General features: G+C 63.0%; 22 protein-coding genes and 1 pseudogene. 7 read left to right on the top strand and 16 right to left on the bottom strand.

Translation table 11 applies throughout. The features are described from left to right. Nucleotides 1-45: 45 nt before the first annotated feature. The 6 genes from era to EJ070_RS32105 all read right to left on the bottom strand — a co-directional run bounded on the left by era (nucleotide 46) and on the right by EJ070_RS32105 (nucleotide 4,189). Complete coding sequence (era, locus tag EJ070_RS32080; RefSeq protein ID WP_189350195.1) at nucleotides 46-978, bottom strand: GTPase Era; 933 nt, start codon at nucleotides 976-978, stop codon at nucleotides 46-48. Continuing rightward, nucleotides 963-1,679, bottom strand: a complete 717-nt coding sequence (gene rnc / locus EJ070_RS32085; protein WP_126094932.1) for a ribonuclease III — start codon at nucleotides 1,677-1,679, stop codon at nucleotides 963-965. The genes era and rnc overlap by 16 nt, the downstream gene beginning before the upstream one ends. Before the next feature lie 4 nt (nucleotides 1,680-1,683). Continuing rightward, nucleotides 1,684-2,433, bottom strand: a complete 750-nt coding sequence (gene lepB / locus EJ070_RS32090) for a signal peptidase I (protein WP_126094933.1) — start codon at nucleotides 2,431-2,433, stop codon at nucleotides 1,684-1,686. Between the two features lie 80 nt (nucleotides 2,434-2,513). After that, nucleotides 2,514-2,927: a holo-ACP synthase gene (gene acpS, locus EJ070_RS32095; RefSeq protein WP_126094934.1), complete on the bottom strand. Its 414-nt coding sequence runs from the start codon at nucleotides 2,925-2,927 to the stop codon at nucleotides 2,514-2,516. Continuing rightward, entirely contained in the window at nucleotides 2,924-3,511 is a 588-nt protein-coding gene (locus EJ070_RS32100) for a DUF2062 domain-containing protein (protein WP_126094935.1), read from the bottom strand. The genes acpS and EJ070_RS32100 overlap by 4 nt, the downstream gene beginning before the upstream one ends. Nucleotides 3,512-3,937: 426 nt before the next feature. After that, nucleotides 3,938-4,189, bottom strand: a complete 252-nt coding sequence (locus tag EJ070_RS32105; protein WP_210211960.1) for a transposase — start codon at nucleotides 4,187-4,189, stop codon at nucleotides 3,938-3,940. A gap of 183 nt (nucleotides 4,190-4,372) precedes the next feature. Here EJ070_RS32105 and EJ070_RS32110 point away from each other — a divergent pair. After that, nucleotides 4,373-4,772, top strand: a pseudogene (locus EJ070_RS32110) (IS21 family transposase); the annotation flags it as partial. 162 nt (nucleotides 4,773-4,934) lie between these two features. Here EJ070_RS32110 and EJ070_RS32115 read toward each other — a convergent pair. Then, the gene (locus EJ070_RS32115; RefSeq protein ID WP_126094936.1) at nucleotides 4,935-5,282 is read right to left on the bottom strand and encodes a hypothetical protein; all 348 of its coding nucleotides are present in this window, start codon (nucleotides 5,280-5,282) and stop codon (nucleotides 4,935-4,937) included. A gap of 631 nt (nucleotides 5,283-5,913) precedes the next feature. On the opposite strand from EJ070_RS32115, the gene EJ070_RS32120 reads away from it, so the two are divergent. Continuing rightward, on the top strand, nucleotides 5,914-6,387 hold the full coding sequence (locus tag EJ070_RS32120) for a putative toxin-antitoxin system toxin component, PIN family (protein ID WP_245464745.1): 474 nt from the start codon (nucleotides 5,914-5,916) through the stop codon (nucleotides 6,385-6,387). Beyond that, nucleotides 6,384-6,635 carry a hypothetical protein gene (locus tag EJ070_RS32125; protein ID WP_126094937.1) on the top strand — a complete coding sequence of 84 codons (252 nt, stop codon included), beginning with the start codon at nucleotides 6,384-6,386 and terminating at the stop codon, nucleotides 6,633-6,635. The genes EJ070_RS32120 and EJ070_RS32125 overlap by 4 nt, the downstream gene beginning before the upstream one ends. Before the next feature lie 435 nt (nucleotides 6,636-7,070). Here the strand turns inward: EJ070_RS32125 and EJ070_RS32130 are convergent, their stop codons facing one another. From EJ070_RS32130 to rpoZ, 5 genes are all read right to left on the bottom strand, one after another. Next, nucleotides 7,071-7,811 (bottom strand): hypothetical protein, encoded by a 741-nt coding sequence (locus tag EJ070_RS32130; protein WP_189350197.1) that lies wholly within the window; start codon nucleotides 7,809-7,811, stop codon nucleotides 7,071-7,073. Nucleotides 7,812-8,281: 470 nt separating this feature from the next. Then, on the bottom strand, nucleotides 8,282-8,662 hold the full coding sequence (locus tag EJ070_RS32135) for a VOC family protein (RefSeq protein ID WP_126094938.1): 381 nt from the start codon (nucleotides 8,660-8,662) through the stop codon (nucleotides 8,282-8,284). Between the two features lie 9 nt (nucleotides 8,663-8,671). Then, a complete protein-coding gene (gene pyrE, locus EJ070_RS32140) occupies nucleotides 8,672-9,250 on the bottom strand; it encodes an orotate phosphoribosyltransferase (protein ID WP_126094939.1) in 579 nt (192 codons plus the stop codon). 26 nt (nucleotides 9,251-9,276) lie between these two features. Beyond that, nucleotides 9,277-11,505, bottom strand: coding sequence for a bifunctional (p)ppGpp synthetase/guanosine-3',5'-bis(diphosphate) 3'-pyrophosphohydrolase (locus tag EJ070_RS32145; RefSeq protein WP_126094940.1), 2,229 nt, complete (start codon nucleotides 11,503-11,505; stop codon nucleotides 9,277-9,279). Nucleotides 11,506-11,631: 126 nt separating this feature from the next. Then, on the bottom strand, nucleotides 11,632-12,033 hold the full coding sequence (gene rpoZ / locus EJ070_RS32150; protein WP_040972027.1) for a DNA-directed RNA polymerase subunit omega: 402 nt from the start codon (nucleotides 12,031-12,033) through the stop codon (nucleotides 11,632-11,634). A 305-nt stretch (nucleotides 12,034-12,338) separates the two neighbouring features. On the opposite strand from rpoZ, the gene EJ070_RS32155 reads away from it, so the two are divergent. Beyond that, a complete protein-coding gene (locus EJ070_RS32155) occupies nucleotides 12,339-12,920 on the top strand; it encodes an NYN domain-containing protein (RefSeq protein WP_126094941.1) in 582 nt (193 codons plus the stop codon). 11 nt (nucleotides 12,921-12,931) lie between these two features. Further along, entirely contained in the window at nucleotides 12,932-13,588 is a 657-nt protein-coding gene (locus tag EJ070_RS32160; protein ID WP_126094942.1) for a uracil-DNA glycosylase, read from the top strand. Here EJ070_RS32160 and EJ070_RS32165 read toward each other — a convergent pair. Genes EJ070_RS32165 through dapA form a run of 3 tightly spaced genes read right to left on the bottom strand, consistent with a single transcriptional unit; the run spans nucleotide 13,557 to nucleotide 15,719 of the window. Next, nucleotides 13,557-14,300 carry a GH25 family lysozyme gene (locus EJ070_RS32165; protein WP_126094943.1) on the bottom strand — a complete coding sequence of 248 codons (744 nt, stop codon included), beginning with the start codon at nucleotides 14,298-14,300 and terminating at the stop codon, nucleotides 13,557-13,559. The two genes, EJ070_RS32160 and EJ070_RS32165, sit on opposite strands and share 32 nt — an antisense overlap. Before the next feature lie 32 nt (nucleotides 14,301-14,332). Beyond that, nucleotides 14,333-14,812: an SsrA-binding protein SmpB gene (gene smpB, locus EJ070_RS32170; RefSeq protein ID WP_126094944.1), complete on the bottom strand. Its 480-nt coding sequence runs from the start codon at nucleotides 14,810-14,812 to the stop codon at nucleotides 14,333-14,335. Between the two features lie 25 nt (nucleotides 14,813-14,837). Continuing rightward, on the bottom strand, nucleotides 14,838-15,719 hold the full coding sequence (gene dapA, locus EJ070_RS32175; protein WP_126094945.1) for a 4-hydroxy-tetrahydrodipicolinate synthase: 882 nt from the start codon (nucleotides 15,717-15,719) through the stop codon (nucleotides 14,838-14,840). A 232-nt stretch (nucleotides 15,720-15,951) separates the two neighbouring features. Between dapA and EJ070_RS32180 the strand changes: the two genes are divergently transcribed. Beyond that, nucleotides 15,952-17,994, top strand: a complete 2,043-nt coding sequence (locus tag EJ070_RS32180; RefSeq protein ID WP_126094946.1) for a lytic transglycosylase domain-containing protein — start codon at nucleotides 15,952-15,954, stop codon at nucleotides 17,992-17,994. Nucleotides 17,995-18,263: 269 nt separating this feature from the next. Next, nucleotides 18,264-19,160, top strand: a complete 897-nt coding sequence (locus EJ070_RS32185; RefSeq protein ID WP_126094947.1) for an alpha/beta hydrolase — start codon at nucleotides 18,264-18,266, stop codon at nucleotides 19,158-19,160. A 238-nt stretch (nucleotides 19,161-19,398) separates the two neighbouring features. Here the strand turns inward: EJ070_RS32185 and EJ070_RS32195 are convergent, their stop codons facing one another. After that, complete coding sequence (locus EJ070_RS32195; RefSeq protein ID WP_126090276.1) at nucleotides 19,399-20,703, bottom strand: IS4 family transposase; 1,305 nt, start codon at nucleotides 20,701-20,703, stop codon at nucleotides 19,399-19,401. Between the last annotated feature and the right edge of the window lie 52 nt (nucleotides 20,704-20,755).

Consider the following 20,755-nt stretch of genomic DNA (forward strand, 5'->3'; position numbering starts at 1 on the left):
CATGTCGTCATCCCAAAACCGCGCCGCACTTTTGGGCGACATGCATCAGTGCGGAAACTCCAGCCCCATCTCGCGATAGCGCTCGGGGTCGTCGCCCCAGTTCTCGCGCACCTTCACGAACAGGAAGAGATGCACCTTTTGCTCGAGGATCTCGGCGATCTCGGCGCGCGCGGCCTGGCCGATGGCGCGGATCGTCTCGCCCTTGTGGCCGAGCACGATCTTCTTCTGGCTGTCGCGCTCGACATAGATGACCTGCTCGATCCGCACCGAGCCGTCCTTCTTCTCCTCCCATTTCTCGGTCTCGATATGCGAGGAATAGGGAAGCTCCTGATGGAGTCTCAGATAGAGTTTCTCGCGGGTGATCTCGGCCGCGAGCTGGCGCATCGGCAGGTCGGATATCTGGTCTTCCGGATAATACCAGGGCCCGGCCGGCAGCGTCTCGGCAAGATAGTCGAGCAGGTCCTTGCAGCCGGAGCCGGTGAGCGCCGAAACCATGAAGGTGCGCTTGAACGGAACTCTTTCGTTTGCTGCCGATGCCAGCGCCAGAAGCGTCTCCGGCTTGACCCGGTCGACCTTGTTGAGGACGAGCAGCATCGGCTGCTGGACGTCCTTCAGCCGGTCGAGGATGGCGTCGGCATCGCCCTTGATGCCGCGTTCGGCATCGATCAGAAGCACGACGACATCGGCATCCTTGGCGCCGCCCCAGGCGGTGGTGACCATCGCCGTGTCCAGCCGGCGCTTCGGCTTGAAGATGCCGGGCGTGTCGACGAAGACGATCTGCGCGTTCTCATGCGTGGCGATGCCGCGCACGATCGCGCGGGTTGTCTGCACCTTGTGGGTGACGATCGACACCTTGGCGCCGACCAGCTGGTTGACCAGCGTCGACTTGCCGGCATTGGGCGCGCCGATCAGCGCGACGAAGCCGGAACGCGTAGCGGGTGTTTCAGGGGCTTCGGTGCCGGTCATGTCGCGCTCCACACGCCTTCGCGCAGCAACAGCACCGCCGCCGCTGCCTGTTCCGCCTCGCGCTTGGAACGGCCGCTGCCGATCGCCGGCGCAAAGGAACCGACTTTCACGCTGACGGTGAACAGCGGATCGTGGTCGGGGCCTTCGCGACCATCCACCCGGTAGGTCGGAACCGCGCCGGCAGCCGCCTGATGCGCCCATTCCTGCAATTCGGTCTTGGCGTCGCGGCGGGCGGCGCCTGTCGCCTGCGAGCGCGGCTGCCAATAGCGGTGGATGAACGCGCGGGCAGCCTCAAGGCCACCATCCAGGTAAAGCACGGCAATCAGCGACTCCAGCGCGTCGGCGCGCAGATTGGTTCGCTTGCGGCCGTCGAGATTGCGCACGTCGGAGCCGGCGCGGATCAATTCCGGCAGGCCGATCTCCCCGGCGATCTCGGAAAGCGCCTCGGCGTTGACCAGCGCGTTGAGGCGCAGCGACAGCTCGCCCTCGGCGGCATCGGGAAAGGCCGCCAGCAGCATGTCGGCCACGACAAGGCCGAGAACGCGGTCGCCCAGGAATTCGAAGCGTTCGTAGTCGACGCCGGCATGGGTCGAGCGCGCGCTGGCATGAGTCAGCGCGCGCTGCAGACGCTGGCGGTCGGCGAAGGCGTGGCCGGTGCGCTCGAAAAGCGCTTCGGCGAGGGCATCGGCGGTCAAACGCTTGGTGGCCGCCATGACCTTAGTGGACGAGATGGAACAGGCGTCCGGCGCGCATCAGCGACGGCCACTTCCAGATTTCCAACGGGCTTGCGCCGTCGGCGATCGAGAAGAAGATGACGTTGGCACGGCCGACAAGGTTCTCGGCCGGCACGAAACCGACGGTGAAGCGGCTGTCGGAGGAATTGTCGCGATTGTCGCCCATCATGAAATAGTGACCGGGCGGCACGTCGAACTCGCGTGTGTTGTCGCCGATCGAATTGGGCGTCAGGTCGAGCGTGTCGTAGGTGACGCCGTTGGGCAGCGTCTCGCGATAGACGTCGACGGGACGGTCGACCTCGGTGATATCGGGATTGTCGATCTGGCCGACCTTTTCGCGCGGCACGGCGGTGCCGTTGATGAAGAGCTGGCCGTCCTTGACCAGGATCTTGTCGCCGGGCAGGCCGACGACGCGCTTGATGTAGTCGACGGACGGATCCGGCGGGAACTTGAACACCACCACGTCGCCGCGCTTGGGCTCCGAGCCCCAGATGCGGCCGGAGAAAATGTTGGGGCCGAAGGGCAGCGAATAGCGCGAATAGCCATAGGCCCATTTGGTGACGAACAGATAGTCGCCCTCGAGCAGCGTCGGCCGCATCGAACCGGACGGGATGGAGAAGGGCTGGAACAGCAACGTGCGGATGACAAGCGCGAGCAGCAGAGCCTGGATGATGACGGAGAAGGTTTCACCAAGCCCGCCGGATTTCTTCTGCGATTTTTCAGCCACGCTCATGTCGTCCTCGATTATGCGTTGGTTGGTATAGAGTCTCGGCGCGCGCTGGGCAACGTCATGCCGCCCGTGGTCAGATGGAATCAATGTGGCGCTTGTTCGGCGGGCACTGCCTCGATGATCACAAAGGCTTGAGCAAGCGGAAAATCATCGGTGATGGTGAGGTGGATCAGCGCGCGGTGGCCCTTGGGCAGGATTTTCTCCAGCCTTGCCGCGGCGCCTCCGGTCAGAGCCATGGTCGGCGCGCCGCTCGGCAGGTTGACCACGCCCATGTCGCGCCAGAACACACCCTCGGCCATGCCGGTGCCCAGCGCCTTGGCGCAGGCCTCCTTGGCGGCGAAGCGCTTGGCGTAGGAGGCGGCGCGGGCCGCGCGGCCTTCGGATTTGGCCTGCTCGACCTCGGTGTAGATGCGCTGGATAAAGCGCTGGCCGTGCCGCTCCAGCGACTTCTCGATGCGTCTGGTGTCTATCAGGTCGCTGCCGATGCCGATGATCATTCCGCGGGAACTTCCCGCCCGCCAGCGCGCTTGGCCTTCTCGGCCCGCTCGGCCATGCGCCGCTTCCGCTGCTCGCGAAACACGGTCATTCCCCAGCGGGTGATGCCATAGAAGATGAGTCCGAAGACCAGGCCAAGCGGCACCGCGCCGAGGAGCATCGGCTCCAGGATCGGATGCCACAACTTGCCGAAGGAAAGCGTTTGCATCATTTCGCCGAGATGTTCGGGCGGGCCGTGCTTGGGCAGACGTTCATGCAGGATGAGCTTGCCCGTTTCCCAGGATGCGCCCCAAAGCAGCGGGAAGGTCAGCGGATTGCCGAAGAACACTGCGCCCAGCGCCGCCGCCACCAGATTGCCGGCGATCACCCAGCAGAGCACGGCGGCGATGACGAAATGGAAGCCAAGCGGGAAGAAGGACGCGAAAACGCCCGCCGCGACGCCGGCCGCGACGGAATGGGGCGTCGCCTTCAGCCGCAGGATGCGCTTGGAGAAATATTGCACAGAGCGCGAGAACGAACGGCGCGGCCACAGATAGGTACGCAACCGCTCCAGGAGGCCATCAGGCTCTCGGCGTCGAAAAAGCACTCTGTTTCAGTTCCTGGTCCAACACACGCTTCCCCTGCTACCCGGGTCGCGCCGACATATCTTGCGCTTCGAGGGCGCAGGAAGGCAACAAAACTTTGATATAGCGACTGCCAGGCCACGGAACAACGAAACGCCGCCGCGATGGTCTGCCGCAGGCGGTAACAAGAGCGCCATTCTGGCAAAACTGAGGAGCGAACCGGGCGGCAGGGCCGATGATCATCCCGCTTACCACTTTTCAAGTACGCTCGATCCCGCTTCAATGCGTTGAAGTGCACGATTTTTCGACCTGTCGTAGAGCCGGATACCTATTTTGGGGTCCGCCGGCGATGATAAACGCGCTCAATACGATAACGGGCAAGAGTGGTGGCGGTCAGGTGCAACTGACGATGTTTGGCAGGCATTGGATTTGTGGAGCATCGTCGATTATTACGAGGTGGCACCGAGATAGTCCCAAAAGGAGATGCGGAGCTTTTGGCAGGTTTTGCTGAGGCCGAGGAAGGCATCGCGACAGGAGCGCCCAGCCTCTGAGCGGGTACCGCCGCAGATCTTGCGCCTGATCACCTGGCAGCGGATGTCATTCTCCGTGCCGTTGGTGTGGAGCGGGATCTCAGGCCGATCGAGAACGGTCAACAACTCGGCCTTGTTGCCATGCAGCCTGGCTAGCGTGAGATCAAGCATGGCAAAGCCGGCGCGGCGTTTGAAGATGCGGTCGAAAACGGGCCAGCAACTGGGTCTTGCGGCGGCGTGAGGGTTGGCTGCGCGGCGACAAACAAAGGTGAGACCCAGCGTCCATTCAGGATGAGACTCTGCGGCGGGGGTGTGACGTAGGGAGGGCGCAGCCCCAACGGAGTTGCCCCGCCGCGGCGCATCCGGTCATGGCGATCCGTTCACGGTCAGGAACAGGAGGTGAATCCGCCAGACCCATGAACCCGGCCGGCGGGGGCTTTCGGATTTTAGCGACATGAGCAACCTCGGCGTGACGATCGCCGGTGAGCCGCTCGATCATCTGTTCTATCACTTCCGGCTCGTCTGGTCGGGCTTCGAGCACGCCCATGTCATCCGTGGCGGCGAGAGCTTCGTCGCTCTGGCGGAAGGCCTGCAGAACGCGCTGTGGTCGGTCGGCGGCGCGCCGCTCTATCATCGCAGCGACAGCCCATCGGCCGCCTTCCGCAACCTCGTTGCCGATGCCAAGGCCGATCTCACGCATCGCTATGAGAAACTGTGCGCCCGTTACCGAATGCCCCCGACCCGCAACCGCCGCGCAGCGCCGCTGGCGGAAATGGCCACGCCTTCACCTATCCGGCTGGGTGCTTCCTATATCCTGATGCTGACGGCTTTCCTGGTGGACAATGGACAGTTTCAACCGGGCTGGCGATTCCACAATTTTTACGGCTGAGTTGTCCGAGAGTGCACAGATATTTATCTATTGTGTGAACTTCTGTTTCTTCTCCATCTCGAAATACTCATCAATTGCATGGTCATACTCCGCGCGATCTTCTCGGCTCATATTCCTGTATCCGTTTTCGGTTACCATAAAGCCAGTCTTTTCATACGCGTATATAAAATGCTGAGGAGTACCGGCTGCAAGCATAACCTTCTTAATTGCCGACTTCATCTCTTCCTCGCTCATTTGTATCGGGACATCAGAATTGTCAACAAATAATACTTTGTAATCTCTACTTAGCTCTCGTCCAAAATTTTTTATGAACGCTTTTTGCCGTTTCCGCAAAATCTTCTCCGCCGCAGAACTAAACCTTATTTTTCGAGACATCTTTTCCTCCTGTCAAACTGGCTTCCCGACCGGAATCTCTACCTAACGTCGCGACGCTCAGGGCATTCATGTCTGAAATTGGGGATAGAGACATACCGCCGGCCGGCGGGCGGCGCACCGGCTTGAGCGGCCCCGCCACCATGTGAGTCGATCCATTCAAAGCTGGTCCTGAGCCGAATTTGTCGAGGTCTCGTGCATAGTCGCGTCTTCTCCTTGAGGCTCTGCGTTGCGAACTAATGGTCAAGCAGGGCGAACAGGTCCAGATCCCCACCGCCCTCACACTCCCTTCCGATGTGGCCCTCTGAGGACGATGACATTTGTTGTCGTTAGCCGCCTGCGATTCCTCGAAATGCTGCCGCGCAACCTGCCGGCCGAGCAGGCGGGCAATGGACGGGACAGCTCGTTCAGGCATGTCCCGTGCCGACATGTCGGCGCTGTCACTAACGCATGAATTGCCGTTCGCAGGCTTGGCGTCGCCCACCATGGCGCACCTGTTCTTCCATGAAGATCAGGAGCATTGAGCGGCATGATGATCAGCAAGGCAAGTTCAGCCGCCGTGCGGTCGTAGTGTGGCGTGCAAATACTTGAGCAATGCGGTCCGAAGGTTTTGCCGCTCCACGAGGCTCGCACGATGGAATATCCTTGCAATATCGCCGGCGATATCCAATATGTCGACATGAGGCTGATACTCGACACCGCAGTGATCGTGGCGGCGATCCGAAGCGACGCCGGGGCGTCGCGCCGGCTCTTGGTGGCGTCTTTGGAGCGTCGGCTGACGCTGCTCGTTTCCGTGCCGCTGATGATCGAGTACCAGGCGGTCATGACCAGGTCCGAGTACTTGGAGGTCTCCGGTCTGTCGGTTGAGGACGTGAACGGGCTGCTCGACGCCGTTGCGGCCGTGGCCGAGCCGGTTCGCCTTCTCTTCCTTTGGCGACCTGCCGTTCGCGACCCGGATGACGACATGGTGCTCGAAGTGGCGGTGAACGGACAGGCTGATGCTGTAGTGACGTTCAATCTGCGCGACTTCGGCAATGCGGCAGAGCGCTTCGGCGTCGCGGTCATCTCGCCGGGAGAGGCGCTGAAACGATTGGAGGCAAGGATATGAGGAGAAGCAATTTCGCGCTGCGGCTGCAGCCTTCGCTTCTGGACGAGGCCCGCAAGGTGGCGGAAAGCGAAGGCGTGCCGCTCAACCAGCTCATCAACGTGGCTGTTGCCGAAAAGCTCTCGGCGCTGCGGACGGAAAGCTACTTTGAGGAACGGGCTTCCCGTGCGGACATCCCCAAGGCGCTCAAAATCCTGAGACGAGCCGGAAAAGGCAAGGCGCCGGTCAGGGGTGATGAGCTTCCGGAATAGGGTGACTTTCAGAGCCGGTCTGCTTATTTCGGCAGCTGGTCTGTTTCCCAAACCTGCGCCGAGCCCGCGGGGGCCCGTTAGGGACTAGGGACGCCCGCGTCGGCGAAGCGGAACCAGGCCCAACTCTGCATGGTGGCAATGAACAGGACGCAGGCGAGCCTTTTACCACTATGAGTTCAGGCTCGGCTTCTGAAGAGCCCGCCTGAAGACAATCAAATGCTTGAAACCAGAAGCAATATTCCTGCATATCGCTCTCGCAATTCGCCGCTAAGGCGCCCCAGGCGATGGCCGTTACCGCCAAATCGCCCCAAAGCGCTTTCGCAGCGTCGGCGACTTCAATAACGGACCACTCGCCAAACAACGCGGCACTATCTGCAGGCTGCCGGTGACAACGAGAATCGTCCATTATACTAGGCGACCCACCGGCTGGCTTTTTCATGTTGTGCCTCCGTCCGCCTCGGCCCAGACGCGCAAGCCATTCCCTCTCGGTTTTCGGGGAGGTTTCGGTTGGCGCGTCTCGCTTGGAAGCATCTGTTCAGGAACGAGCCTCTGGCCGATGCGGATGACGTCATCGAGTGTCGAGCGGATCTGCGGCCAGGGAAACTCAATGCTGTCTTCGGAAACTTCTCCTTCCCTCAGCACGGCATCAAGCTTGGCTGCCACACCGGCAAGGGAAGCAGCGGGGGTCTCGGACAACATTTCAAGCATGTCTTCGGCCCGGTCGGCCGCCTTCCGCTCGGCGTGCAGCGCGGTGGAATAGCCGATTTCCCTGTCGGCGGCATCCCAGCGCGCCTGATGAGCTGCAAAATCAACTTCAGCCTTCGCGCGCATTGCTACGTCTTCTGGACTGAGATCGAGCACATCGCGAATCGCCTTGCGTGAATGCAGCCTGACGATCCTACCGTCACACAGCGGAATGGTTGCACAAGGAAATCCAACCATTTCGGCGAGTTTCCGCTCCAGGTTCTGCTGCTGACGGCACAGCCGCTCAGCCTCTTCGTGTGCAGCCTGCCATTTGCGCCACACCGCCACCGCGGGATCGGCGGATTGGTCTGGTTCCAGATCGTTGCGGGCAAACGCTCTTGGCTGCCATCCCACCATTGCAATTGCCGTTCCAGCAACTACCCGCCTGCGGGTGACGAAAGGCAAAGTCATGGTATTGTCGGAATCAGCCATGATCCGAGCTCCCTGAAGCTTGGTAGTGGTCAGGCCGATCGGAGTGTTCCCGCACTCTGATCGGTCGTTGCACGTACACTGCAAGTGCAATGCACGCGCTTTCCTTATGTACTTTTTCGACGCCAAGTTCAAGCCGCACAGCGAAAATGACAAAAAAGCCTTTCACGACGCGTTTGGATCCATCCGTGCTAGCACTGGCTCAACAACTCGCAACGACCGAACGTCGCTCGATCACCGCTGTCATTGAGCTTGCATTGATCGAGTATGCAGAGCGTCGTGGCATTAAGGCGCGAGACGCCGAGAATGACCGATAGGTTTGCGCCATGATTGCGCCATCGATGCAGAGTTCATCTTAGAAAAGGGGACCTCGGGGTTACGACCGTCCAAGCGGCTCGCCAACTACCTGAGTTACAATCTCCATTCGATAGGCTTTGCGCTATGCAGCTTGGTCTGAATTGACCGAAAGAAGGCTATGCCAGATACTCGCTGACCTCGACCAGATTGTCGTCGGGATCGCGGAAATAGACCGATATCATCCTGCCGCGGGCGCCGGTGCGCTCGACCGGACCGACTTCGATCGCCACGCCATTGGCATCGAGACTGGCACGGATATCGGCAAGAGGTACCGCTGCGACGAGGCAGAAATCGCCGGAGCCCGGCGTCGGCACCGTCGCCTTCGGCTCGAAGGTGCGGCCGACCTCGTGCAGGTTGATCTTCTGCGAGCCGAAGAGAAGCGCGGTCGGCCGGTTCGGCTCATCCAGCCGCCGCATGCCGAGCACGCGTTGGTAGAAATCGCAGGCCGCTTCGACCGAGCGGACCGTCAGCACGAAATGATCAATGCCAGCGATCATCTTGGACCCTTAAATGTTCCGGCTGCCGGGTTTGACGGCCGGGATGGCGGCTAGCTGCGGCGGCAGGCGGTCCGCCGGATAGGCCGGCACCTCATATTCGGCAAGTGCAATCAGCGGCACGCCGACATCGGTCTTGCCGGCCGAGCGGTCGATGATGCAGGCGGCGGCCACCACCTCGGCGCCCAGCTCGCGCAGGCAGTCGATGGTCTCGCGGATCGAGAGACCTGTGGTGACGATGTCTTCGACGATGACCACGCGCGATCCCTTGTCGATCTCGAAGCGGCGCAGCCTGAACTCGCCCCCTTCCCGCTCGACCCAGATCGCCGGCGCACCGAGATGGCGTGAGGTCTCGTAAGCCGGGATCAGGCCGCCGATCGCGGGACCGACGACATAGTCGATCCTGCCCGGCACCGCTTTGCGGATCTTCTCCGCCAGCGCCTTGCAAAGGCGCTCGGTCTTGTCGGCATGCATGAAAACACGCGCCTTCTGCAGGAAGATTGGGCTGCGCAGTCCAGACGTCAGGATGAAATGGCCTTCGAGAACCGCGCCGGCCTCGCGGAAAATGCCCAGCACTTCGTCGGTATTCATCTCGTTCCCCAGTGATAGATCGTAAACTAGCCGTTCACGCGGCGCGCATCGCTGACGCTCGAATTGTCCTTGAGCTGCGACAGCAGCCGGTTGAGATGCTTCAGGTCCCATACTTCGAGGTCGATCAGCATCTCGGTGAAATCGGGCGCGGTGCGCACCATCGACAGCGTGTGGATGTTGGCGTCGTTGGACGCAACGACCTGGGCGATGTCTGCCAACGAACCGGGCGCATTGATGGCGGTGACCGAAATGCGCGCCGGGAAGCGCTCCTTGGTGCGCTCGTCAATGTCCCAGCGGACGTCGATCCAGCGCTCGGGCTGGTCGTCGAAGGCCTGCAGCGCCGGCGACTGGATCGGATAGATGGTGATGCCGGTTCCCGGCTGGATGATGCCGACGATACGGTCGCCGGGCACCGCCCCTTCCGGCGCGAAGCGCACTGGCAGGTCGCCGCGCACGCCGCGGATCGGCACCGCGCCCTCGCGCTGCTGGTCCTTGCCCTTGCGCGCGGCGCGGCCGGGCATCTGGAACAGCATGCCGGCGGCGTTGCGGATTTTCGACCAGCCCTCCTCGCGCTGCTTGGGCGCCGCGACCGTGACGCGCTCGTCCTTGTAGTCGGGGAACACCGCCTTCATGACGTCGGTCGATGCCAGCTCGCCGCGCCCGACGGAGGCCAGCACATCCTCGATGTCCTTGCGCGCCAGCCGGTGCAGCACCGGTTTCAGGCTCTCCTTGGCAAAGCTCTTGCCGGCGCGCTCGAAGGCGCGTTCCAGGATGCGAGCGCCGAGCCCGGAATATTGCTTGCGGATGGCGTTCTTGGTGGCGCGGCGGATGGCGGCGCGCGCCTTGCCGGTGACGACGACCGATTCCCAGGCCGCCGGCGGCACCTGCGCCTTGGAGCGGATGATCTCGACCTCGTCGCCGTTCTTCAATTCCGTCATCAGCGGCATTATGCGGCCGTTGACCTTAGCGCCGACGCAGGTGTCGCCGACATCGGTGTGAACGGCGTAGGCGAAGTCGATGGGGGTGGCGCCGCGCGGCAGCGCGATCAGCATGCCCTTGGGCGTGAAGCAGAACACCTGGTCCTGGAACAGCTCCAGCTTGGTATTTTCCAGGAAATCCTCAGGGTTGTCGCCTTCGGCCAGCTGCTCGATGGTGCGCCGCAGCCAGGCATAGGCGTTGGTCTCCTTGGAGATCGCGTGCGCGGCGCCGTTCCCCTTGCCGCCCGTGTCCTTGTAGATCGAATGCGCGGCGACGCCGTATTCGGCGATCTTGTTCATCTCGCGGGTGCGGATCTGCAATTCGACGCGCTGGCGCGACGGGCCGACGATGGTGGTGTGGATCGAACGGTAGTCGTTCTGCTTCGGCGTCGAGATGTAGTCCTTGAAGCGACCGGGCACCATCGACCAGGTGGTGTGGATGGCACCGAGCGCGCGGTAACAGTCCTCGACCGTGTCGACGACGACGCGGAAGCCGAAGATGTCGGAGAGCTGCTCGAAGGACAGCGCCTTGGCCTCCATCTTGCGGAACACCGACCACGGCTTCTTCTGCCGACTTTTGACGCTGGCCTTGATCGCATGCTTTTCGAACAGGCCCGACAACGCCTTTTCGATCTCGTCCAGCACGCCCTTGTTGCGCTCGAAGATTTCGGCGAGCCGCGCGGTGACGGCGCGATAGGCTTCCGGATTGATGTAGCGGAAGGCGATCTCTTCCAGTTCCTCGCGCATGCCCTGCATGCCCATGCGGCCGGCTAGCGGCGCATAGATGTCCATCGTCTCCTCGGCGATGCGCAGGCGCTTGGACTCAGGCATATGGTCGAGCGTGCGCATGTTGTGCAGGCGGTCGGCGAGCTTGACGAGGAGAACGCGAATATCCTCGGAGATAGCGAGCAGCAGCTTGCGCAGGTTCTCGGCCTGCTCGGCCTTCTTGGAGACGAGGTCGAGCTTCTTCAGCTTGGTCAGGCCCTCGACCAGCTTGCCCATTTCGGGGCCGAACAGTTCGTCGATCTCGGCCCTGGTCGCGGTCGTGTCCTCGATCGTGTCATGCAGCAGGGCGACCGCGATGGTCGCTTCGTCCATGTGCATTTCGGTGAGGATGGCCGCCACTTCCAGCGGATGCGAGAAATAGGGATCGCCCGAGGCACGCTTCTGGTGGCCATGCTTCTGCATGGCGTAGACATAGGCCTTGTTGAGCAGCGCCTCGTTGACGTCAGGCTTGTAGCGCTGCACGCGCTCGACAAGCTCATACTGACGCATCATGGGCGGGATCTCGCGGTGCTGAAATGAATCATGCGCCGCTGTTGCTTGCGGCGCATGTCATAGATAGCCACGAAACTTACGAGACGGAAGTGCCGGATGCTTGATCCAGGCAAGTTCCGACGAAGCTTAGTAGTCGTCGCTCTTTTCCGGCGGCACCAGACCTTCGATACCGGCGAGCAGGTCTTCCTCGCTCATGCGGTCGAAGGCGATGTTCTCCTCGGCATCGTCAGTGTCCGCAGCGGCGGTGGCGGCGCCCGTCTGATCGGCGATCGCCTCGCCATCGGCCTCCGGCTCGTCGACCTCGACATGCTTCTGCAGCGAGTGGATCAGGTCTTCCTTGAGGTCGTCGGGCGACAGCGTCTCCTCTGCGATCTCGCGCAGCGCAATGACCGGATTCTTGTCATTGTCGCGAGGAACGGTGATCTGCGCGCCCTGGCTGATCTGGCGGGCACGGTGGCCGGCGAGCAGCACGAGCTCGAAACGGTTATCGACCTTGTCGATGCAATCTTCAACGGTTACGCGGGCCATGGACTGCCCCTTTCATGCGTGGATTTGATGGAAAACTGGCGGGCTCCATAACCCGGACGCCGCCGAAATACAAGCTTTATGGCGGCAGCGCCCGAAGCACGAGCCTTTGGCCGGCTCAATGTCCGGACATCACCCTTATCCGCCGCTCACATAGCGCCGATCACAATTGCTTGCAATGCGCGTCCGCGCCCTTGGATATCCACAAATCTGGCGTTATCTCGGATGAGACGGCAAAAGGGACCATTACCGGGCCTGCCCGTCACGTCCATTTAGACGACAGAAATTTTCGAAAGGGATATTTTTCAATGTTCGATCCCCGTGAAAAGATCGCTCTTTTCATCGACGGCGCCAATCTCTATGCCACCTCGCGGGCGCTCGGCTTCGACATCGACTACCGCAAGCTTCTGGCGAGCTTCCAGAAGCGCGGCTACCTGCTCAGGGCCTACTACTACACCGCTCTGGTCGAGGATCAGGAATACTCCTCAATCCGGCCGCTGATCGACTGGCTGGACTATAATGGCTTCAAGGTGGTGACCAAGCCCGCCAAGGAGTTCACCGACTCGACCGGCCGGCGCAAGATCAAGGGCAACATGGACATAGAGCTCACGGTGGACGCGCTGGAGCTTGCCGATGTCGTCGACCACTATGTCATCTTCTCCGGCGACGGCGACTTCCGCACTCTGGTCGAGGCCCTGCAGCGGCGCGGCCGCAAGGTGTCGATCATCTCGACCATGGCCTCGCAGCCACCGATGATCTCCGACGACCTGCGCCGCCAGGCCGACCACTTCATCGACCTGATGACATTGAAGAGCGAGGTCGGCCGCGACCCGTCCGAGCGGCCGGCGCGCCGGCCGGAACCTGCTGAAGTCGACGAGGACGATTATTGAGAGCGGCAGCCTTGAGCGCCGCGCCCTCCCCCGAACCCGACCGTGATTGCCCGCTCTGCCCGCGGCTGCACGACTTCATCGCCGGTTGGCGCGAGCGCGAGCCGGGCTGGTTCAATGCGCCGGTGCCGACCTTCCTGCCGCCGGAGGGCGAGGAGGCGGTCAAGCTTCTGATCGTCGGGCTGGCCCCAGGCCTGCGCGGCGCCAATCGCACCGGGCGCCCGTTCACCGGCGACTATGCCGGCGACCTGCTCTACGGCACGCTGATCGCGCAAGGCCTGGCGCGCGGGGAATTCAAGGCAAGGCCGGATGACGGGCTGCAGCTCGTCGGCACCGCGATCACCAATGCGGTGCGCTGCGTGCCGCCGGAGAACAAGCCGGTCGGCGTCGAGATCGCCACCTGCCGCACCTTCCTCAGGCCGACCATCGCGCGCTTCCCCAATCTGCGCGCCATCCTGACGCTCGGCTCGATCGCGCATCAGTCGACGGTGCGGGCGCTGGGCGGACGTGTCGCCGCGCTTCCGTTCCGCCATGGCGGCCGGCAGGAGGCCGGCGGCATCACGCTGTTTTCGAGCTATCACTGCTCGCGCTACAACACCAATACGGGCGTGCTGACGGAAGAGATGTTCGTCAATGTCTTCAAGGAGATCGCGGCGTTCCTGAGGAGCTAGATTCAGGCGCCGGCGCGAACAGCTCCGAGAGTCTCGCCGGCCCGCCCTTCAGCACATTCAGGTCGACATCGCCGTCGATGCCGTCGACGCGGCCCGTATCGACATATTGCCAATAGACCCAATCGTCTTCGTTCAGCGGCCCCCGCAACGAGCGCAGCCAGCGCTGGCGAACCGCGATATGAGCGGAATAGGTCGGCGCCGTCTCGTCGGTGATGTAGAGGATGGCCGGCTTGCCATAGGCCGCCTCGACCGGGCCCAGGAATGCAAGGAGTTCCGCGTTCAACTCGGCGGGCGAAGGCCGATGCGGACAATTGCCGTGGAATTCGATGTCGACGACCGGCGGCAAAAGCTGCTCGCCGCGCGGCACGGCCGAGATGAAGTTCTTGGCCTGGTCGGCACCCGGGCGGCAGAAGGTGAAGAAATGGTAGGCGCCGACGGCGAGGCCCGCCGCACGGGCCCGGCCCAAATTCTCGGCAAAGGTTTCATCGACATAGTCGCCACCTTCCGTCGCCTTGATGATGGCGAAGGCGACATCGTCGGCCGCGACGCGCGGCCAGTCGATCCTGCCCTGGTGATGCGAGACGTCGATGCCCCTTATGGGGAATTCGCCACGATCCGGTGGGAAAGCACGGGGCCGGAAAAAGCCTTCTGCCCAGATGGCAAGCGCCAGAAAGACGAAAGCCAGGGCCAGGACGATCAAGCTGTTCCTCAAGCCTTGGCTCCCTGCCCGCCATTGCGGCCGTCTTATCCGCGCTCCTTGAGGAGCCGCCCCTTCTCGCGCGCCCAGTCGCGCTGCTTCTCTGTCTCGCGCTTGTCGTGCAGCTTCTTGCCGCGCGCGATCGCAAGCAACAGCTTGGCGCGGCCGCGATCGTTGAAATAGATTTTCAGCGGCACCAGCGTCATGCCTTCGCGCTCGACGCTCTGGGACAGCTTGGCCATCTCGCGCTTGCTGACCAGCAGCTTGCGACGCCGGCGCGGCTCATGGTTGAAGCGGTTGGCCTGGAGATATTCCGGCAAATAGGAATTGATCAGCCAGATTTCGCCGCCTTCGGCCGAGGCGTAGCTTTCCTGGATGTTGGCCTGGCCCTGGCGCAGCGACTTGACCTCGGTGCCGGTCAGCACCAGGCCGGTCTCGATCGTGTCGAGCACCTCGTAGGAAAAGCGCGCCTTGCGGTTTTCGGCGACCGTCCTGTTGTTGGGGTCGGCTTTCTTGACTTGATTCATAATGCGGAGAGGTGGCGCCTCATCCCTAATTTATCAAGCCGGCGTGCTTCATCGCCTGATCGATCTTTTCGGCGGTTGACGCCTCGATCGTCACGAGCGGTAAGCGCACCACGTTCTCGACCTTGCCCAGCTTCGACAGCGCGTATTTGGCGCCGCACAGGCCAGGTTCCGTGAAGATCGCCTTGTGCAGCGGCAGCAAGCGATCCTGCAGGTCGAGCGCCTTGGCGCTGTCGCCCGAAAGGGTTGCCTCTTGGAATTCCGCGCAGAGCCTGGGCGCGACATTCGAGGTCACCGAAATGCAGCCGACGCCGCCATGCGCGTTGAAGCCGAGCGCCGAGGCATCCTCGCCGGAGAGCTGGATGAAATCCTTGCCGCAGGTCAAGCGTTGTTCCGAGACGCGCTCGACTTTGCCGGTCGCGTCCTTGACGCCGACGATGTTCTTGAAGTCGTGGGCCAGCCTGCCCATCGTATCGGGCATCATGTCGATCACCGAACGCGGCGGGATGTTGTAGATGATGACCGGCAGCTTGGTCGCCCTGGCGACGGCGGCGAAATGCTCGTAGAGGCCGCGCTGAGTCGGCTTGTTGTAATAAGGCGTGACCACAAGCGCTGCATCCGCGCCTGCCTTTTCGGCAAATTGAACCAGGCCGACGGCTTCCTCGGTGTTGTTGGAGCCGGCCCCGGCGACGACCGGAACACGGCCCTTGGCCGCTTCGATGCAGACCTTCACGACATTGCGGTGCTCGTCATGCGACAGCGTCGGCGACTCGCCGGTGGTGCCGACCGGGACCAGGCCCTTGGTGCCCTCGGCGATCTGCCAGTCGATGAAAGCGCGAAAGGCTTTCTCGTCGAAGCGCCCGCTCTTTTCGAACGGTGTGACGAGCGCGGTCAGCGAGCCTCTCAGCATGTCGTCCAAACTCCTTTGGGACTTTTCGGTTTTGTTTGCGCGCCTTCTAACCGAAAGCGGAGCCGCGCACCATAGTCTCGACATGGTTCAGCGGCAAGCATCGCCATAGTACCAGCAGGGGCAATTCGAACGGCCTCGATAACCTTTTGTTCACGAGCCTTTCACGACCTGAGTTTAGGCTTGGGACTGGGCCTTCAGGGTCCCTGCCTGCTGGCAATGTGCTAGGATAAAAATGCCGACGAGGCGACCCCATCTCTTCGCGCTCCTCAGCGCGGTGGTCGCGCTGATGCCTGGGATGGCGATCGGCGGCAGCGCTGACGTGCGCGTGACGGCAGCTATCCCCGCGCCAGGCGCGCCGCAGGCTCCGGGCGAGGCGCAGCCGTCTCAACCTTCAGCCGGTATCGCGCAACTGAAGGGCGGGCTCGACGCGCTGGCCGCCAACGACATCGCCGGTGCGCGCAATGCGCGCGACACGCTGCCCGCCACATCGCTCGACCGGCACATCCTGGCCTGGGCGATCGCGCTCTATGGCGGCGACCAGGTGCCGAGCGGCGAGATCGCCGACGCGGCCAAGATGCTGCCCGGATGGCCGGGCACGATTGCGCTGCGCAAGAACAGCGAGCGCGCGCTCTTTCGCGAGAATCCCCCGCCGCAAGTGGTGGTGCAGGCCTTCGGCCACAGCCAGCCGCTGACGCCGGAGGGCGTGATCGTCCTCGCCCGCTCGCAGGTGGCGCTCGGTAACCAGCCGGCTGCGCGGGCGGTGCTGGTGCCGTTCTGGCGCAGCGAGAAGCTGGAAGAGAAGGACGAGACGGCCATCATCAAGGAGTTCGGCGCGCTGATTCCAGCAGCCGACCATCGCTATCGCATGGAGCGCATGTTCTACGCCGACCGGCCGTCCTCGGCGCTGCGGATCGCCGGCCTTGCGGGCGCGCAGCAATTGGCAGATGCCTGGGCCGCGGCCGACAAAGGCGACAAGAACGCGGCGAAGCTGCTGAAGGCCGTGCCCGCGGCGCAGCGTTCTGCCGGCTATTTCTTCGCCGAGGCCGAATATCTGCGCAAGCAGCAGAAATTCGGCGATGCCGCGGCGATCGTGATGAAAGCGCCGACCGACCGCGATTCGCTGGTCGATCCCGAAGCCTGGTGGGTGGAACGCCGCGTTCTGTCGCGCGAGCTGGTCGACCAGGGCGACATGAAGACCGCCTATAGAATTGTTTCCATGCATGCGGCCGAGAGCCCGGGCAGCGCCGCCGAAGCCGAGTTCCATGCCGGCTGGTACGCATTGCGCGGTCTCAACGATCCGGCGTGCGCTGCCGCGCATTTTTCGCGCATCGCCGACCTCGCCCAGGGGCCGGTGTCGTTGTCGCGCGCCTATTACTGGCTCGGCCGCGCCGCGGAGGTCGGCGGTCCAGGCAGCGCGAAGGACTACTTCACCCGCGCGGCAGCCTATGGCACGACCTTCTATGGCCAGCTCGCCGGCGAACGCGTGGGCCTCAGGACCCTCAACATCGCCTATCCGAAGCCGAGTGCCGCCGACCGCCAGAGTTTCGAAGCCAGAGAGGCGGTGAACGCGATCAGGCGGCTCCAGGAGGCGGGCTATGACCGCTATGCCGAAACACTCTACCGCGACCTTGCGGGACAACTGACCAGCCCGGGCGAGCTCGCGCTGCTTGCGGTGCTCGCCGAAAAGCAGGGCAACCATTTCATGGCGCTGAAGGTCGGCAAGATCGCTGCCCAGCGCGGCATCGATGTCGGCGCGCTGTCGCATCCGCTGGGCGTCATTCCCGATTCGGCCAACATCTCCGGTTCCGGCAAGGCGCTGGCCTATGCCATCGCCCGCCAGGAGAGCGAGTTCAATGTCGGGGCGATTTCCAGCGCCGGCGCGCGCGGCCTTTTGCAATTGATGCCCGGCACAGCCAGGCAGTTGGCGAAAAAGGCCGGAATGATCTTCTCGCAGGCGCGGCTGACGAGCGATGCGGGCTATAACGCGACGCTGGGTTCGGCCTTCCTCGGCGAGCAGCTCGACCGCTTCAACGGCTCCTATGTGCTGACCTTCGCCGGCTACAATGCCGGCCCCAACCGCGCCGCCCAATGGGTGGCGAAATACGGCGACCCGCGCGGCAAGGACGTGGACGCCATCGTCGACTGGATCGAGCGGATTCCCTACACGGAAACAAGAAGTTACGTGCAGCGCGTGATGGAGAATTACGAGGTCTACAAGATGCGTATTTCAGGCAAATACGATATTGTCGGAGATCTGGTGAACGGGCGGGGCTGAGGGCCTTTTCCTTCTCCCCTTGTTGTGGGAGAAGGTGGCCGAGCGAAGCTCGGACGGATGAGGGGTGTTCCAGCTTGGCGATGCCCTTTTCCAGCCAGGATACCCGACGGCAGATCGCCGTCGTCGCATTCCTTCCAACACCCCTCATCCGTCTCGGCGCTGCGCGCCGATCCACCTTCTCCCACAAGGGGAGAAGGAGGAGTCTCTCATTTGACGATCCCAGCCCTCGCCTGTAGCTGTCGGTCACCTCAACGAGGAGCAGGATCCCGATGGCGAGCGACGGCTTTTCCGACTTCTTCTACGCCGCACCCGACGGCCTGAAACTCCATGCCCGGATCTACGGCGAGACAAACTCGGATGGCTGGCCGGTCGTATGCCTGCCTGGCCTTACCCGCAATGCGCGCGACTTCCATGAGCTGGCGCTTTACCTTTCAAGCAAGGCGAAGAGGCCGCGCAAGGTCGTCGCCTTCGACTATCGCGGACGCGGGCAATCCGACTATGATCCCGATATCGGCCATTATAATGTCGGCGTCGAGGCCGGCGACGTGCTCGCCGGGCTGGCGGCGCTGGGCATCGAAGAAGCTGCCTTCATCGGCACCTCGCGCGGCGGGCTGATCATCCATGTGCTCGGCGCGCTGCAGCCGGCCGCGCTGAGGGCCATCGTCCTCAACGACATCGGCCCGGTGATAGAGGCGCAAGGCTTGGCCCATATCCGCACCTATCTCGATCGCAACCCGAGACCGAAGACATTCGCCGAGGCGGTCGACGCACAGCGGCGCGTGCATGGCGCGAGCTTCCCGGCGCTGTCCGACGCCGACTGGGCTCGCATGGTAGCCGCCATCTACCGCGATACGGACGCGGGACTGGTGCCGGATTTCGATCCGGCCCTGGTCGACACGCTGGCAGACGCGGACTTCACCAAGCCGCTGCCGGATCTATGGCCGCAATTCGACGCGCTCGCCGCCGTGCCGATGCTTGCCGTTCGCGGCGGCAATTCGAAACTTCTATCCGTCTCGACGCTCGCGGAGATGGGAAAGCGCCATCCCGGCATGGAGACGATCACCGTCGAAGGCCAGGGTCATGCCCCGTTCCTGGAAACCGGCAACCTCCTGGAGGAGATTGCCGCGTTCCTCGATCGCACCGCGGGTGAGGTTGTATCGAAGTAAAACCGAAGATCAGAACCGGGCGTTGGGGTGCTGCGGCAGTATAGGCGGGTTCGACGAGCAATCGCGCCCTTACCTTCTCCCCTTGTGGGAGAAGGTGTCGCCGAAGGCGACGGATGAGGGGTGCTCCAGAAGACACCAGCCTCTCACTCCGATGGAACACCCCTCATCCGTCTCGGCGCTGCGCGCCGATCCACCTTCTCCCACAAGGGGCTAGCGTGCGCACACATTTGCTTCGGGCTCATTTTTGCGAGGCCAGAACGAAGCCGTCTGTGATGGCGTTGAAGCGTCTGAGGCCGTGGGTGAAGGTGATGGGCCCTGGCGGGCGTTCCTTTTCGTAGCCGTTCCAGCCTCCGAGCCTGGCGATACACCAGGCGGCCCAGGCGAGCGTGTGCGTGGGGTGCGGGTTCTTCTGCTTTTGGGTCTTGCCTTCAAGCTTGGCGATGAGCACTTCCAGGACGGTGATCTCGGTGGGATCGAAGAGGTGTGCGGCCTGGAAGCGCTGGCCCGGCGAACCACGCCCGTGTACGAGTTGCATGACCTTGGTGGCGACGACCAGAGCGGTGGCGGCCAGACGTTCGAGTGCATCGCCGTCGGCGATGAGACTTTCCTCCAGATCGATGGCCTGCGACTTCACGGTCCGAAACAGCTGTTCGACGCTCCAACGCGAGCGATACAGGTCGACGATGCGGCAGGCATCGGCGAGCGTTTCGACGCTGTGGGTGGTCAACAGCCGCCAGATCACCGCGTCCTTGGCCGAAGGTGGATCGATCTCACGCACTTCCACCATGTTGAGCGTGAGTTCGCGCGGATCGCGGCTGTCGGCGCCAAGGCGGGGCTGGCGCAAGCTCACCGCGGTGAAGCGAACGGCCAGTTCGACGGTGCGGGCCGGCCGGCCGGGTCGGGCCTGCAGTTCGAAGGCAATGCGGCCGGCTTCCGGCGTCTTGGCGATCGCGCCGAACAGGCGCTCGCCCCGCGTGCCCAAGGCCCGATCCCGTACAGCGCGGATGAGCACATGGGTGCGCTCGTCGGGCAGCCTTGCAAACACTTCGTAGATGTCGGCCTCGCGGTCGCCGATCACCGTCATCTGCGGCGCGTCGGTCAGCGCCTGGCATGCCGCCTTGGCGGTGCCGATCCACTTGTGGCTTTCCTTGGCTTCGATCGGCAGCGCCTGGTAGTCATCCGCCTTCTCTGCCTCGCGCCGCCAGATCGTGGCGCCTGCAAGGCCAAGGACCGAGCCGTCCACGGCATCCACGGCCAACGCCGGATGCACGAACAGCCCGATATCGGTGCCATTGCCGACACGACCGAGGCCGCGCTTGCGCGAAGCCTTGGCTTCATAGTTGATCTCGCTGCTGTCCTCGATGATCAGCACGTGGCGGCCGGCGGCCAGTTCGGCGGTTCGCGCCGCCGCCGTGCGGATGATCTCTTGCGTGCTCACGTGGCGATTGCGAAACAGGCGTGTGAATGCGACCTTCTCGGCGCGCGTGTCGGCCAGCCGGCGCATGCCCGTGCTGACACGCGCAAACATGCGCTCCAGAACCATGCTCCCCTTTTTTGCAGGCGCAGGTCGCCGAAGTAGCCAAGCAACGAAGCCA

Source organism: Mesorhizobium sp. M1E.F.Ca.ET.045.02.1.1 (assembly GCF_003952485.1).
Lineage (GTDB): Bacteria > Pseudomonadota > Alphaproteobacteria > Rhizobiales > Rhizobiaceae > Mesorhizobium.

Bases quoted from the DNA above. Each gene is read 5' to 3' on its own strand.
- rnc (WP_126094932.1), bottom strand. From the start codon at position 1,679: ATGGCGGCCACCAAGCGTTTGACCGCCGATGCCCTCGCCGAAGCGCTT.
- lepB (WP_126094933.1), bottom strand. From the start codon at position 2,433: ATGAGCGTGGCTGAAAAATCGCAGAAGAAATCCGGCGGGCTTGGTGAA.
- acpS (WP_126094934.1), bottom strand. From the start codon at position 2,927: ATGATCATCGGCATCGGCAGCGACCTGATAGACACCAGACGCATCGAG.
- EJ070_RS32105 (WP_210211960.1), bottom strand. From the start codon at position 4,189: ATGCTTGATCTCACGCTAGCCAGGCTGCATGGCAACAAGGCCGAGTTG.
- EJ070_RS32115 (WP_126094936.1), bottom strand. From the start codon at position 5,282: ATGTCTCGAAAAATAAGGTTTAGTTCTGCGGCGGAGAAGATTTTGCGG.
- EJ070_RS32120 (WP_245464745.1), top strand. From the start codon at position 5,914: ATGGAATATCCTTGCAATATCGCCGGCGATATCCAATATGTCGACATG.
- EJ070_RS32125 (WP_126094937.1), top strand. From the start codon at position 6,384: ATGAGGAGAAGCAATTTCGCGCTGCGGCTGCAGCCTTCGCTTCTGGAC.
- EJ070_RS32130 (WP_189350197.1), bottom strand. From the start codon at position 7,811: ATGGCTGATTCCGACAATACCATGACTTTGCCTTTCGTCACCCGCAGG.
- EJ070_RS32135 (WP_126094938.1), bottom strand. From the start codon at position 8,662: ATGATCGCTGGCATTGATCATTTCGTGCTGACGGTCCGCTCGGTCGAA.
- pyrE (WP_126094939.1), bottom strand. From the start codon at position 9,250: ATGAATACCGACGAAGTGCTGGGCATTTTCCGCGAGGCCGGCGCGGTT.
- EJ070_RS32145 (WP_126094940.1), bottom strand. From the start codon at position 11,505: ATGATGCGTCAGTATGAGCTTGTCGAGCGCGTGCAGCGCTACAAGCCT.
- rpoZ (WP_040972027.1), bottom strand. From the start codon at position 12,033: ATGGCCCGCGTAACCGTTGAAGATTGCATCGACAAGGTCGATAACCGT.
- EJ070_RS32155 (WP_126094941.1), top strand. From the start codon at position 12,339: ATGTTCGATCCCCGTGAAAAGATCGCTCTTTTCATCGACGGCGCCAAT.
- smpB (WP_126094944.1), bottom strand. From the start codon at position 14,812: ATGAATCAAGTCAAGAAAGCCGACCCCAACAACAGGACGGTCGCCGAA.
- dapA (WP_126094945.1), bottom strand. From the start codon at position 15,719: ATGCTGAGAGGCTCGCTGACCGCGCTCGTCACACCGTTCGAAAAGAGC.
- EJ070_RS32180 (WP_126094946.1), top strand. From the start codon at position 15,952: ATGCCGACGAGGCGACCCCATCTCTTCGCGCTCCTCAGCGCGGTGGTC.
- EJ070_RS32185 (WP_126094947.1), top strand. From the start codon at position 18,264: ATGGCGAGCGACGGCTTTTCCGACTTCTTCTACGCCGCACCCGACGGC.
- EJ070_RS32195 (WP_126090276.1), bottom strand. From the start codon at position 20,703: ATGGTTCTGGAGCGCATGTTTGCGCGTGTCAGCACGGGCATGCGCCGG.